Here is a 13482-nt window from a genome sequence, read left to right as displayed (position 1 = left end):
CTTTGCCAAGATAGGCAGCAGCTTCTTTTAAATACATAATTCTAGACATAAAAAATCTCACCACCTTGTAGCGAGATTATAACACACTTTATAACACTTAAGAAACACAATTACACATATATTTTTAAACTTGTTGAAACTCTTATTTAACTTGCTCTAAAGCCTTGTCAATTGGAGTGTCTCCGCCAGTCATCTCAATTACCTTATATTTGGTAGCAGGGAACTTCAGAACATCTGCAAGTACCTGTGCAACATCTGGAATTGGATTTGATTGAGACTCAGAATTATTAACGGACACCAGCTACTAGATCTTTAATTAAATCTTTGCCGGAGCCACCAAATACGAAAACTTTACTCATAATTCTTCTTCTTTCTAATCATTGTTTTAATAAATTTTGCTTTTTAGACTATTTAATTACGTTAAAATTTACGGTGGCATCTATTGTAATCGATTACAATAGATTCGACTCTCAAATGAAGCTAGGGATGCTCTAATCAGGCAACGATTATTTCCTTGAAACGGCAGCTCTATATCATTATTTAAAAGATATTCCATTCAAGAAGTTAATTTCATCCGATAAAATCAGAAAGAATCCAATTTTTTTTGGACCATATAAGGTAAGCAGGTGGTTAGAGGTCAATCAGTAACTTGGGTACCTAACAAATATTATTGGAGAGGCACACCTAAGCTAAACAAGATTATCGCCCAAGTGGTTTCAACTAATTCAGCTTCACAAGCTATCAAGAGTCACAAGTTTGATATTGCTGACGTAGTTAACTCTCAATGGCAAGTCACTTAAGATTCACTTGGCTACAATGAGTGGTTTAGCTGTCCAAGAGTCAATCGTACAAAATTACATCCAACAATGGCATAAAATCGGTTTGAATGTTAGCTTAACCGGTGGTAGATTAATGGAATTTAATTATGTCTATGATAAACTTGACCATGACGATAAAAATATTGATATGTTCAGGGCTGCTTGGTCATTGTTAACTGAACCATCACCAAGAGGGATGTACAGGGATGTACAGTGAGAACAATCCGATGAATGACTCAAGATTCGTAACTAAGGAAAATTAGAAAGGACTAATGATCATGCAATTTCATGATTCTGATGAAACTATTCACATTCCACCACAAGATATTTTCGAAGATTTACTTGATCAAGTAGAAAAATTGCAAACGCAAGTAGATGAGATCAAACGTCTGCAATACAGCAATTCTAGCAATGCACGGGATGTTTTTCTGTATGGTTGTGAACTGGCCGGTAGTCAATATCTTAATTTAGCAGATCACGTGGTGCCAAAACTCCATGAAGATGATCCATTAGTTTTGATGCGTGAGCCCAATAACCAATATGATGAACATGCGATTAGCGTATATACTACAGGTGGATTGAAGCTGGGTTATTTGCCAAGAAACAACAATCTAATCTTGAGCCGTTTGATGGATGAAGGAAATTTATTATTCGGTAAAACTAAGACCTTTCATTGGGATGGTAAGAGCCTGTACCTAATTGTGAAAGTTTATATGCGCGCATAAAAAATAAAAACTACTGATAGATCGACGTTTTTAACGAAAATTATCAGTAGTTTTTGTTTTATATTTTTGATATTAAGCAAATGAACGAGGATTTACATCGTGTGCATATTCTTTTAATTCTAGTAAGCTATACTTCTTACCAAAAAGAGTATGTTTATCAGGAACTAAGCGGTAGGATTTGCTCAACCTCTTCATAAATTTGTTGGTAAACATCTTTCTCTTTTTACCATAAAGCGTGTGTTGATTCAGCCATTGTTCTGCTTGATTTCTTGATAAATATTTCATGAAATCTTCCTTTCTATTAGTCGAAGTTGTGAGTAACTTGGCTGTTATCTGACTTTTCAACTATATTGTAGTACTGTAATTGGAATTGGTTAAAATATAATAGTGAAAAACATAAAATTGATGATAATTTTTTGATTAGATTATAAATTGGCAAATCAGTTTTTTACTAATTTCGATGAGCCGGTAGGCAAGCGTCTGTGTGATCATGATGATATCATCGATGTCACTTTGTATTTTGCAGATAATACTCAAGAAAGAATTGAACTTGCTTGGAGTGAAAATAGTGAAGACAATAATGAGTGGTAGAGTCATCATTTAGAAGTAAAAAAGCCGCTTGATAAAAGTAATCTAGATCAAATTAAACCAGGACTAGCAGAGAAAATGAAAAAAATCGAGCAAAAAGATCGATTTTTGAATCGTAAGATTTTGAGAATCTATGTAGGTAAAGTGGAATAAACCAAAAAATGACTCAATACCTTGATTGGTATTGGGCCATTTTTACTATCCGGCAATTAACATTTTCCAAAGTAAGCTACTAGTATACCAATTGTGTGGTTGAATTGCGGCTAAGCTAGCAACGATGATGCATATTCCAGCTGTTGAAATAGTGATTGAAAATATGCAGTTGACTAAATTCGATGGATAGCCACTTTTATGCGCTTGACGAAAAATATTGATAGCAAGCGCCACAAACACTAAACCGACAAATATTCCAATTTGATAATATATGTACAAATTAAATTTCTCCCGTTAGTAAGATTTCATTCTGGGAATATTATAATACTTGATCTTAGAATAGAAAATTACAAATTAAATAGGGATGCATTTTTGCATCCCTATTTAAATTCATATTAATAACTAATAGCGCGATGACCATCTAAAGCCCAGTGAATTTTGAACTTGGCTACGCTGATCTTGCGCTTGGTACCGGTCCATGGATCATTGTAGTAAAGCGTATTGCCGTGATAACCGGTTAGAGTAATAGCATGGTTAGAAATACCATCAAACATGCCAACCCAAACAACTACTAGGTGAGACCGCAACAACTTTTGCTTAATTGCATTGATGCTGCAATTAGTCATAATTTTTGACTTGCCTAAATAGTGTTGAGCGACTGGTTTAACGCCACCAGGTGCAACCCAAAAGCCAAGGGGAAACTTTTTATAAGGTGAACCCACAAAGCCTTTATTTGGATTGGAACTACGTGGCATAACTTTAGCAGCTTGATACTTGCTTACTTTTTTACCAGCAAAGTTAAGCATCATAGTCACCGCAGTAATTTCACAACCAGTAGGCATTTGTGGTCGTTGACAAATTACTTTGGCATTATTTTTGATACCTGTAATTTGTCCTTTTTTGTTAATCCAATAATATGCCTTCTTAGTTGAAGTGTTCTTCATGCGGCGTCTACCTAATTGATCAAAGTAGCTGTAATGCTTAGCGTGAGGAACTTTACGCACATTTTTAAGCATTGCGCCGTTTTTGTTAAATAGGTACCAGTAACCATTAATCTTTTTTAAGCCTTTGATTGCTGCGCCATTTTTTAGGTAGTAGGTATTGCCGTTAGTTACTTTCCAGCCGCTATTATTTTTAGCTGGAGTATTCGTCTGGCTAGCCCGAGATTGATCAGTTTCATCAGCCTTAACCGTAGTAGAAAAGCCAGTGAGCAAGAAGCAGGAAATAATACTAATGAATAAAATTTTACCTTTCATAATTAATCCTAGATGAATGGACGCTTGATTCCTGCAATAACGTTACGTTGACTGTTTGAAATTGGTGCAACCATTACGCGTGGTGGCCAACTTTCGATAACGCGGTTGTTACCTAAGTAAATAGCAACGTGCCAAATAGTGTGTGTACCTGGTTGGTAGTAGAATACTAAGTCACCACGTCTTCTTTGAGAGTATGCAACACGCTTGAGGTGCTTATCTGCCCAAAGATTGCGTGAGTTCCATTCATTGCCTGGGTGAGCGTGACCGATTGAACTAGTTGGAACAGGGCTAATTCCGCCAGCGTAAAGTCCTTGCATTACTAAACCGGAGCAATCTACACCATAAGCTGGACTTGAAGAACAACCTGCAAGCCATGGCTTACCCATGTATTTGTAAGCTTGGTTAATCATTGCTTCGACGTGAGCTTTTCTGCCCTGCCAAGCCTTAGCATTTAATGAGGCAACATAACTATCAATGCCATACCAAGTACCCATGCGGTGCATTACTTTCCAGGTTTTAATCCCTTCGTATCCGCGGTAAAGGTTATAGCCAGCGTGACCATATGGCTTGATTTGAGTGTAATGAATTTGATGATAGCCCTTAGGATTTTCGTAACCCCTAACTTTAGCTATCAATGTTTTTTAGCGCTGATGTACTTGCCGTTATTTAACTTTAAAACTGGAGCGTTATCAGCGGGGATGACTAACTTACTAGTTAAATAGTGATATCCCTTTTTGGCTTGATGATCAACTTGAGTTAAAGCGGCATCCTTATAAATAGTAGTATTTTGCTTTAAGCGAATGATCTTAGGATTAGATGAAAGAAAGTCGCTTTTATTGAAAGTCGAAGCTTTCTTTTCTGTAGTAGAACTTTGAGACTAATTAGAGTTCTGTACTACTTGAGTATTTGATTGAGCATCGCTAACAGTATCGGCTTGAACGTGATTTGCAGAAGCGATTCCCGTACCAAGTAAAACTGCTACGATTGCTGTAGTCCACTTTGTATTTTTCAACATATATTTCTCCTCCATAATTTTTGGAAATTTACTCGCGTTTTAAAAATTTTTAAATAGAAAGGAAGAATTAAAAAGTTGGAATAGATTTATTCAGTAATAATTTGTAACATATTATGTTTTTATTCAAAAGTAATTATTATTTTGTGAACTAAAGCAAAAAATGTATAGGCAATAGCCATGTTAACGATAACAAAAAAATTAATGCATATTGTAAATGTAATCGCTTACACATAGAATAGACTTGTTGTTAAAATTATTCAGATTTAAAAATGAGGTTTAGAAATGAATAGGTATCATTATAATTTAGGGAAGTCAGTTTTTATTTGTAGTTCGGCTATTTTAGGCTTGTGGTTAGGTGCAAATACAACAACTAACAATGTACAAGCTGAAACAACAACCGAAGAGCCAACTAGTCAACAAATTAGCAAGGCTACTCAAACCTCAACTTCTAACTTAAATCAAGCTGATAAAGAGGAATCGAAAGCTTTACCAACAGCACAAACAGCTACACCAGTAACTCAAACTGAAAATCAGACAAATTCTACGGAAGATAAACCAGAAACTAAGGTAATTGTGCATTATCAAGGTGATGGAGACACCTGGAAACCTTATATTTGGGGAGCTAATCCTGGTAGTAATGGTCAAGAATATGAATGGACCGGTGAGGATTCATATGGTAAATATGCTTCAATTACTTTAGATGGTAATTATAAAAAACTTGGTCTTTTAATAAAGGATAAAAATTGGGGTAAAGATGGCAGTGGCAATGATCGTACTGTGACTGTACCTGATAATGGTAGAGCAGAAGTATGGTATAAAGCAAAGAGTGATGATCAGCAAAAAGTAACACCTATCTATAACCATGCGAATATCAAATTACATTATTATGAAGATAAGAAATCAGATAATCAGGTAAAAAATATTAATTATTGGACTGATACTGATAACACAAAACGAACAGTAAGTTTAGATAAAAATAATGAAGCAGATTTTAACTTTACTGATACTAAAATAAGTTTCCATGAAATCTATGTTGAACCAGTAGAAGCTGATAAAATTCCTAGAACTTTTAAACCAATGCCGGGTAGTGAAACTGCAGATATTTATGTAGTCAATAATGACTCAAAAGCTTATTATTCTAAGAGCTTTGCGCCAATACCTAAAAAACAAACACAAAAACCTAACCAACATGTTATTAGTAATACTACTGATGTAACTATTCACTTTAATGGTGATGGTACAAAGTGGGTACCATATATTTGGGGAAAGAAGCCAAATAGTAGTGGTACTCAATATAAGTGGGATGGCAAGGATGACTATGGTTATTACGCTAATATCACTTTAGACAATAATTACCAACAAATTGGTGCTTTAATAAAAGGTGTTAATGATTGGGGTAAAGATGGCTCCGGTCAAGATAGAGCTATTACCGTTGATGATAATGGTAAGGCAGAAGTATGGTATAAAGAAAAGAGCGATGATCAGCAAAAGGTAACCCCAGTATTTAACGGCGGAAGTGTAACTGTTCATTATTACAATAATAATGATGTTAAACAAATAAAAGTATGGACTGATGATAATAAGGATAAGGCACAAACAGTAACGCTTGATAAGAATCATACTGGTAATATTACTTTAACCGATAAGAAATTTAAACAGGTATTTGTAGCACCAGTAGGTTCAGATACTGCAGCTAGAAGCTTTACCCTATTACCAGGTACTAAGCCAACTAATATTTATTTGGTTAATAAAGACTATACAGCTTACTATACTGAAAGTTTTGCTTTAGCTCAACAAAGTGTAACTTCTGCTTCGATGACTTCTCCTAATACAGTAGCTATTGAAACTGGTAAGAAGATGAGCGCTGATGAGGCTAAAGCTGATTTAACGCTTAATGATAATAATTCAATTGCAAAGATAACCGCTGTTGATCCAGATAGTAATGGTAGAAGTAAGAAGTTTGAAATTACAACTACTCAAGATTTAGATATTCTTGATAATAATCAAATTGGATTAAAAGGTAATTACAAAGCTATTGATCTTGGTAGTTACGTTCGTTCAAAGGCTTTTGATGATAAATATGGTTATGATGGTAATGATTTAGGTGTTACTTATGATAAGAAGCAAACAACTATTAAATTATGGTCTCCAACTGCCAAAAGTGTAGTATTGAATATCTATGATTCATTAGATAATGATGCTCAACCTGCTAAAACCATTATTATGAAACGTGGAGATAAAGGTGTCTGGTCTAGTGTCCTAGAAGGTGATATGAAAGGTAAAGCATATGACTATAGTTTAACTTTTGGTAATGGTCTTAAGACGCAAACCGATGATCCATATTCTAAAGCTGTAACTGTTAATGGCGACCGTACAGTAATTGAAGATTATGACAATATAAAGCCTAATAACTTTAATAGAATGCCCGAATTCTCGAGTCCAACTCAAGCAATTATTTATGAAACTTCTATTCGTGATTTTTCAAGTGACCCTAATTCAGGAATTAAGGATAAAGGTAAATATTTAGGCATGATTGAATCAGGTAAAACACCAACTGGACAAGTAACAGGTCTAGCTTACCTTAAGGCACTTGGAATTACGCACGTTCAAATTATGCCATCATTTGATTATGCAAGTGTAGATGAAACAAAACCATTAGCTGATCAGTATAACTGGGGTTATGATCCTAAGAATTATGATGTACCAGAAGGTTCATATTCAAGTGATCCAAAGAATCCGACTGCTAGAATTAAAGAAATGAAGGAAATGATTAATGGACTTCATAAAGCAGGGATTAGAGTAGTAATGGATGTGGTTTACAATCACGTGTTTGATCCAAAGAAACAAGCCTTTGAATTAACGGTTCCTGGATACTATTTCCACTATGATAAAGACAATAATCCAACTGGCATTAGTGGATGCGGTAATGATATTCGTAGTACGGGAAAAATGGTTCGTAAATACATTGTTGACTCAGTAACGTATTGGGCTAAGCAATATAAAGTGGATGGTTTCCGCTTTGATATTATGTCGTTACTTGATACTGATACTATGAATGCTGTCAGAGCAGCTTTAGATAAAATTGATCCCGGAATAATAACTTATGGTGAAGGCTGGGATATGAATCCATACTGTAAAGAAGTAGGTACAAGTCAACCTAATGCTCCAAAAGTACCAGATGTAGGCTTCTTTAGTGATGATATTAGAAATACAGTTAAAGGTGACGATGATCCTGTAAATGGTAATGCTGGCTTAGTAATTGGTAATGGGCATGAATCAAATTATGCTAACAATGCTAAAAAATTTGTGGATAGTTTCTTAGGTGGACAAAAGTTAAAATATGATGCTTGGGAAACTCACCCATACGTAAAGCCAAGTCAAATGATTAACTATGTTTCCTGTCACGATGGTTATACATTGTATGACTACATTAAAAAGAGAATGCCAAATGAATCAGACGCTAATATAGCTAAACGCATTAGATTAGCCGATTCAATGGTAATGTTTGCAGAAGGAATTCCGTTCTTCCATTCAGGTCAAGAAGGACTTAGAACTAAGGCTGGTAATAACAATTCTTATAATTCATCAATTAAAATTAATCAAATTGATTGGGATCGAATTGGTGCAAATAAAGATACAGTAAATTACTTTAAGCAATTAACAGATTTACGTAAAAAACTTTCTGCTTTACATTTAAATAACTATGATCAAATTAATCAAAATGTTAAAGCCATAAATGCAGGTAAAGATGGGATTTTTGCCTTTGAGTATAAAGAAAATGGCAAGAAGATGTATATCATCTTTAATGTTAATAATAATGATGCTGCTTTAAAGGGAGTTGACTTAACCGGTTATCATAAATTACTTGATAGTGATGGAAAAGTATCTTTAGGTCAAAATACAACTTTGATGCCGTTGAGCACTTTAGTTGTAGAAGGGGTAAATGAAACTCCAACAACAAATATTGGAAACCAGGATGAAACTCAACCTGTTCAAATTCCTTCAAATGTTAATACTTCGACAGAAGTTAGTGCCGATACAATTGAATTGACACATAATGCATATGTTTATGATTCAAATGGTGATGTAGTGAAGAAGACTGACGGATCAAATATTGATTTAATAAAGGGAAGTTCCGTAAAGATTCTTGATAACGGTCAAACAACAACCATTAAGAATAAAGAATTCTATCGTATTGGTGAAAATCAATATGTTAAGGTAGCCAATATGCTTAAGGATATTACTAAGTTATTAGTACATAATGCATATGTTTATGATATTAATGGCAATATTGTAACTGAGAATGGTAAAAAGCTTGTACTTAAGAATGATCGATTTGTTAAAGTAAGATATAGTGGTAGACTAATTACTATCAATGGTAAGAAGTTTTATCAAATTGGCCATAACAAATTTATTAAGGCTGTAAATACTGGATTGAAGGGAATTCTAAAACATAATTCATTTGTCTATAACAAAGAAGGTAGACGTGTTAAGGCAAATAAAGATCATATCTTATTAAGAAAGCAATCTACAGTCTTTATTATGAGTGAAGGACATGTAGTAACTATTAGAGGAAAGAAGTTCTATCGTATTGGTAAAAATAAATATATTAAAGTAAGAAATGTTGACAAACTTTCTGAATAAGACAACAAAATAAGCAATCAAAAAGGACTAATCCAACCAGATTAGTCCTTTTTTGTATCTATATTAAAATATTTCTTCGCTGCATCGCTCATACGATCCGGCGTCCAGACCGGATACCACACAAATTCCACATCAACGTTTTTTACTTCTGGCACTTTTTTAACCGCTTGAGTAATGCCATCAATTAGGTAACCAGTTAGCGGACAAGCAGGGGTGGTCAAAGTCATATTGATCAGACAGATCCCATCTTTGTCCAAGTCGATTTCATAAATTAGCCCTAAATTGACTACGTCAACGTTCAATTCAGGATCAATGACTGTCGCCAATTGATTGATAATATCGTTTTTAATTGTTTCACCGTCACGCATTTTATCACGCATCCTTGCCAAAAATTTTAGCTTTGATTGCTTGGCCGGTTGGAGTGCCAGCTAAGCCGCCGATTCCGGTTTCGCGGAGGGATGCTGGCATTTGATGACCAACTTTTTTCATGGCGTCGATACATTCGTCGGCCGGAATTACACTGGTGCATCCCGCAAGCGCCATGTCTGCCGAAACTAAAGCATTGCCTGCACCGATCGCATTCCTCTTAACGCAAGGAACTTCAACCAAGCCAGCGATTGGGTCGCAGACTAGACCGAGCAAGTTAGACATTGCAATCGACATTGCTTGTGCGCTCTGCTCAGCACTGCCACCAGCTGCCTCAACTGCGGCAGCAGCGCCCATGGCAGATGCACTACCAACTTCGGCTTGGCAGCCACCGGTTGCGCCGGCAATTTCTGCGTTATTGGCAATAACAAGACCGAATCCGCCAGCGGTAAAAAGGAAGCGAATCATTTGTTCTTCACTAAGATCCATTCTTTTTTCTAATAAAAACAAGACACCAGGCAAGGTACCAGAGGAGCCAGCTGTAGGTGTGGCACAAATTACGCCCATTGAAGCATTGACTTCGTTGGTGGCAACCGCATTTTGCACTGCGGCCATGATAGTGTCGCCAGATAAAGTATGGTGAGTTTGACGATATTTTTTAATTTTGACAGCTTCACCACCAGTTAAACCTGTTTTAGAAAATACGCCATCACCGCTTTTTCCACGCTCCACTGCGGCACGCATTGTAGCCAAATTATGTTTCATTCGGTTCCAGATTATTTGCCGCGGCAGACCAGATAGCACGCATTCTTGTTCAATAATTAACTCCGAAATAGGTTTATGTTGCTTTTCAGAATCAGCAACAATTTCTTTAATATGGTTATACATAATTTTGTTCCGTTTCAAAGACAAATAATATTTTCAAACTTTTCTTTTAACTCTTTTACTAAGGCAGGCTTGAGATAGTTGTCGATATCGTATTCGTAGATATTGCAATCTTTAGTGCGAAAAATTCGCTTCTTGCTAAAAGGAGCTTTTTCTCGTAATAAGGAAGTCAAATTTTGATCGTTAAGAATATCTTTTTCGTAATCAAACCAAATAATAATTGGCAACGAACCTGTTGGGGTGATCTCGGTGTCGTGAATTATTAAATGACGAATTTCGATCGATCCACCGCCGATAGAGCAGCCCGATATCTGTGCCTTTTTGGTCCCGCTAGACATGTCTAAAATTGCTGTATTGGGATGATCGATTGGACTAGGTCCATCTTCTTCGACAAAGCGAATATCGACGCCACGTTTTTTAGCAATCTCAGGTGCATTAGGTACACGCAGATCATCTGTGTCAAAGCCTAAAATTCCCGCGGCGATGGCGTAGTCTGTCCCGTGGCCGCGATGAGTTTGGGCGAAAGAGCCATAGTAATGGACTGTTACTTTTCTAGGAACTCCACCAAAAAGTTTGTTTCCAGCTCGGCCGATTGCGACGGCACCAGCTGTATGTGAACTAGATGGACCTACCATGATGGGCCCGATAATATCAAATACACTTTTGTAACGATTCGTCATTTCTGTATCTCCAAGTAAGTATTCTGCTTTCATTATAGCGAATTATTACTAATCAATGTATTATTTTAATAGTAATTAAAAATTAGCTAGGGGTTGAAAATAATGACTAAAGAAAAAGATGAATTGAAGAAAAATTTGGAAAAGGTAGCAGAAGAACAGGGCGGACAACAAGCAGTATCTTATCAAGACTTGTTTAATCCAAGATTCATGCAAAAGAATACGCATTTTACTACGATTGATGTTTTTGTAAGAGAGTTGGGCGCAAGAAGTTTTCCTGAGATTGAACAATTAGGTCAAAAAGTGGTAGATGATTTTGTTAAGAAGGAAACTAATTTTAATAGCTGGGAAGAAATGCAACAGCGTGCAGTTAGCGAATATATGACTAGCTTGTTTTAGTAAAGAATAAATTACTAAACATAGAATAATAGTTTTTATTCTTATTTTGTAAGCGCTGTAACTTAATATGCTATCATAGATATGAAGAGTAATTAAAAAACCATTGATAGTTATGAACTTATATTCATAAGTTCGGAGGAAGTTATATGACAGACAAAGAAATTTTGCAAAAGATTGAACAAGGCGTTAAAAATTCAGAAAATTGGGAAGTATATCATCATTTAACAGATAACCTAGGTTCACCTGCATTAATGCTTCGTAAAACTAATACTAATGCAGATAGATTAGGTGTTAACATTGATGTCTTCAAAGGATATGCTTATTTGTTCTTAGACAACGGAACGCCAGCAGAACCAGGCAAACCATTTTCTGTTCAAACCTTAACTAGCTTGAATGCATTGACAGAATTGCTTGACATAGTAAAGCCTTACATTAAAAGAAATTAAATTCATTAGATCATTAAAATGCCTCACTGTTGTGGGGCATTTTTTCATGACTAATTTTAAATTTTCTTAAAACATTAAGTGATATTTTTCACATATAATAGTAAAAGACAAATTTTTAGAAAGTTGGAAAAGAAGTGACACATAAAAAATCATTTTTTCCGTGGTGGATATTTATCGTTTGTTGTTTTATCTCAATGATTGGGTTTGGCTTGTTGGTTAATACAATTGGATTATTCTTCGGGCCAATCAGTCAAGAGTTTAATGTAGGACGTGCTAATGTTGCACTAATGACGACATTTCAGAATGCGGCTGCTGCAATTGCCTTGCTTTTTGCTGGTAAAATCATGGAAAAGGTAAATTTACGCTGGCTTTTAACCGCTTGCTTTGTCTTAATTGCCGTTAGCATGCTTAGCTTAACTTTTGCCAATTCATTAGTTCATTTTTATCTTGCATGGACAATCATTGGGATTTGTCAGCCGATCGCAATTACTTTGTCAATTCCTGTTTTGCTTAGCAAGTGGTTTAACCAAAAGCTCGGCACAGTGATGGGAATCTCGCTCGGACTTTCTGCTTTAGGTGGAACGATTTTTAATCCGATTATTGCCGAAGTAATTAAGCAATTTGGTTGGCGTGGCGGCTTTGTTGGTGAAGCTCTATTGATTGGAATGATTTTAGTTCCTTTAGCTATTTCAATTAAGCCTGAACCAACGATGCAATATCCTGCATATGGCAAAGCAATGCAATCAAGCAAAAAGGTGGCTTTAACAGGTTTAAGCCTGAAGCAAGCTTTGAAGATGCCAGTATTTTACGCTGTAGCTTTCGCCATGCTTGCACTGCAATTTGTTTCCGGTTCTGTCCAACATATTTCAGGACATATTACTAATATCGGAATTTCACCAATCACTGCCGCAACTGTTGTATCAGGAGTAATGATTGGTGCCGCAATTGGTAAGATTTCTATCGGTTATTTCCTTGATAAGTTTAATGCCAAGTTAGTTTTAGCCGTTTATTCTTTATTCGGTGTAATCGGTTGGGGCGGCCAGGCAATGCTTAGAGAAAGCAATTTATTGATTTTAGCTGCCGTAATTCTCGGTCTTGGTCAGGGAGTTTGTTTAGTTGCATTGCCATATTTAATTCGTCAAATTTTTGGTGAAAAAGACTATAGTAACATTCTTTCGGTCGTCAATATGATTGGTGCATTTGCCATGTCAGCTTCGGTTTACTTGATCGGTTTATTCTTCGATCAAACTGGATCTTACGACTTAGGATGGATGATTAATGTCTCAGCATTTGTACTTAGCTTCATTGTGATCATGATTACACTAGGTAAAAAAGAAAGCGTAAATTCTGATTTAGAAATAGTTGAGTAAAAAGAAAAAGCTTCGTCTCATGAAGTGAGACCTAAAAGTGAGACACTTTTAGGTCTTTTACTATGTCTAAATTTAATAAAGAACAAAAAATAGAAATTTATCGTAAATGGAAAGATGAGAATATCTCAATAAGTCAATTG

Annotated in this window: 12 protein-coding genes and 2 pseudogenes; 7 read left to right on the top strand and 7 right to left on the bottom strand. The window is 35.7% G+C overall.

The genetic code is table 11. The features are described from left to right. Nucleotides 1–142: 142 nt before the first annotated feature. Nucleotides 143–298: a hypothetical protein gene (locus CP355_RS10305; RefSeq protein ID WP_155830881.1), complete on the bottom strand. Its 156-nt coding sequence runs from the start codon at nt 296–298 to the stop codon at nt 143–145. A gap of 197 nt (nt 299–495) precedes the next feature. Here CP355_RS10305 and CP355_RS08025 point away from each other — a divergent pair. Continuing rightward, a pseudogene (locus CP355_RS08025) lies at nt 496–1078 on the top strand (ABC transporter substrate-binding protein); the annotation flags it as partial. Between the two features lie 12 nt (nt 1079–1090). Continuing rightward, on the top strand, nt 1091–1543 hold the full coding sequence (locus tag CP355_RS08020) for an HIRAN domain-containing protein (protein ID WP_233187017.1): 453 nt from the start codon (nt 1091–1093) through the stop codon (nt 1541–1543). A 72-nt stretch (nt 1544–1615) separates the two neighbouring features. On the opposite strand, the gene CP355_RS08015 is transcribed toward CP355_RS08020, so the two are convergent. Then, nucleotides 1616–1828 carry a hypothetical protein gene (locus CP355_RS08015; protein ID WP_098044296.1) on the bottom strand — a complete coding sequence of 71 codons (213 nt, stop codon included), beginning with the start codon at nt 1826–1828 and terminating at the stop codon, nt 1616–1618. A 147-nt stretch (nt 1829–1975) separates the two neighbouring features. Here CP355_RS08015 and CP355_RS10300 point away from each other — a divergent pair, with 147 nt between their 5' ends. Further along, nucleotides 1976–2134, top strand: a complete 159-nt coding sequence (locus CP355_RS10300) for a hypothetical protein (protein WP_158227542.1) — start codon at nt 1976–1978, stop codon at nt 2132–2134. A 545-nt stretch (nt 2135–2679) separates the two neighbouring features. On the opposite strand, the gene CP355_RS08005 is transcribed toward CP355_RS10300, so the two are convergent. Then, nucleotides 2680–3540, bottom strand: a complete 861-nt coding sequence (locus CP355_RS08005; protein WP_233187016.1) for a C39 family peptidase — start codon at nt 3538–3540, stop codon at nt 2680–2682. An 8-nt stretch (nt 3541–3548) separates the two neighbouring features. Beyond that, a pseudogene (locus CP355_RS08000) lies at nt 3549–4555 on the bottom strand (NlpC/P60 family protein). Between the two features lie 282 nt (nt 4556–4837). Here CP355_RS08000 and pulA point away from each other — a divergent pair. Continuing rightward, nucleotides 4838–9199 carry a type I pullulanase gene (pulA, locus tag CP355_RS07995; RefSeq protein WP_098044295.1) on the top strand — a complete coding sequence of 1454 codons (4362 nt, stop codon included), beginning with the start codon at nt 4838–4840 and terminating at the stop codon, nt 9197–9199. Between the two features lie 41 nt (nt 9200–9240). Here pulA and CP355_RS07990 read toward each other — a convergent pair whose 3' ends face one another. Genes CP355_RS07990 through CP355_RS07980 form a run of 3 tightly spaced genes read right to left on the bottom strand, consistent with a single transcriptional unit; the run spans nt 9241 to nt 11130 of the window. After that, nucleotides 9241–9567 (bottom strand): metal-sulfur cluster assembly factor, encoded by a 327-nt coding sequence (locus CP355_RS07990; RefSeq protein ID WP_098044298.1) that lies wholly within the window; start codon nt 9565–9567, stop codon nt 9241–9243. Between the two features lie 4 nt (nt 9568–9571). Further along, on the bottom strand, nt 9572–10453 hold the full coding sequence (gene sdaAA, locus CP355_RS07985) for an L-serine ammonia-lyase, iron-sulfur-dependent, subunit alpha (RefSeq protein ID WP_098044294.1): 882 nt from the start codon (nt 10451–10453) through the stop codon (nt 9572–9574). A 14-nt stretch (nt 10454–10467) separates the two neighbouring features. After that, a complete protein-coding gene (locus tag CP355_RS07980; RefSeq protein ID WP_098044293.1) occupies nt 10468–11130 on the bottom strand; it encodes a serine dehydratase beta chain in 663 nt (220 codons plus the stop codon). A 102-nt stretch (nt 11131–11232) separates the two neighbouring features. Here CP355_RS07980 and CP355_RS07975 point away from each other — a divergent pair, with 102 nt between their 5' ends. The 3 genes from CP355_RS07975 to CP355_RS07965 all read left to right on the top strand — a co-directional run bounded on the left by CP355_RS07975 (nt 11233) and on the right by CP355_RS07965 (nt 13342). Continuing rightward, on the top strand, nt 11233–11526 hold the full coding sequence (locus CP355_RS07975) for a hypothetical protein (RefSeq protein WP_025006238.1): 294 nt from the start codon (nt 11233–11235) through the stop codon (nt 11524–11526). Between the two features lie 146 nt (nt 11527–11672). After that, nucleotides 11673–11972 (top strand): hypothetical protein, encoded by a 300-nt coding sequence (locus CP355_RS07970; protein ID WP_098036637.1) that lies wholly within the window; start codon nt 11673–11675, stop codon nt 11970–11972. Nucleotides 11973–12106: 134 nt separating this feature from the next. Beyond that, the gene (locus CP355_RS07965; protein WP_098044292.1) at nt 12107–13342 is read left to right on the top strand and encodes an MFS transporter; all 1236 of its coding nucleotides are present in this window, start codon (nt 12107–12109) and stop codon (nt 13340–13342) included. Nucleotides 13343–13482 lie beyond the last annotated feature (140 nt).

Origin of the sequence: Lactobacillus sp. UMNPBX4 (genome assembly GCF_002554115.1) — a bacterium.
Taxonomy (GTDB): Bacteria; Bacillota; Bacilli; order Lactobacillales; family Lactobacillaceae; genus Lactobacillus; species Lactobacillus gallinarum.
The sequence above is the reverse complement of the archived record's forward strand: the minus strand, read 5'-3'. Positions and strand labels throughout refer to the sequence as shown.

Coding starts and splice junctions, on each gene's coding strand:
- CP355_RS07970 (WP_098036637.1), top strand. CDS start 11,673: ATGACAGACAAAGAAATTTTGCAAAAGATTGAACAAGGCGTTAAAAAT.
- CP355_RS08005 (WP_233187016.1), bottom strand. CDS start 3,540: ATGAAAGGTAAAATTTTATTCATTAGTATTATTTCCTGCTTCTTGCTC.
- CP355_RS08020 (WP_233187017.1), top strand. CDS start 1,091: ATGATCATGCAATTTCATGATTCTGATGAAACTATTCACATTCCACCA.
- sdaAA (WP_098044294.1), bottom strand. CDS start 10,453: ATGTATAACCATATTAAAGAAATTGTTGCTGATTCTGAAAAGCAACAT.
- CP355_RS07980 (WP_098044293.1), bottom strand. CDS start 11,130: ATGACGAATCGTTACAAAAGTGTATTTGATATTATCGGGCCCATCATG.
- CP355_RS07975 (WP_025006238.1), top strand. CDS start 11,233: ATGACTAAAGAAAAAGATGAATTGAAGAAAAATTTGGAAAAGGTAGCA.
- pulA (WP_098044295.1), top strand. CDS start 4,838: ATGAATAGGTATCATTATAATTTAGGGAAGTCAGTTTTTATTTGTAGT.
- CP355_RS08015 (WP_098044296.1), bottom strand. CDS start 1,828: ATGAAATATTTATCAAGAAATCAAGCAGAACAATGGCTGAATCAACAC.
- CP355_RS07990 (WP_098044298.1), bottom strand. CDS start 9,567: ATGCGTGACGGTGAAACAATTAAAAACGATATTATCAATCAATTGGCG.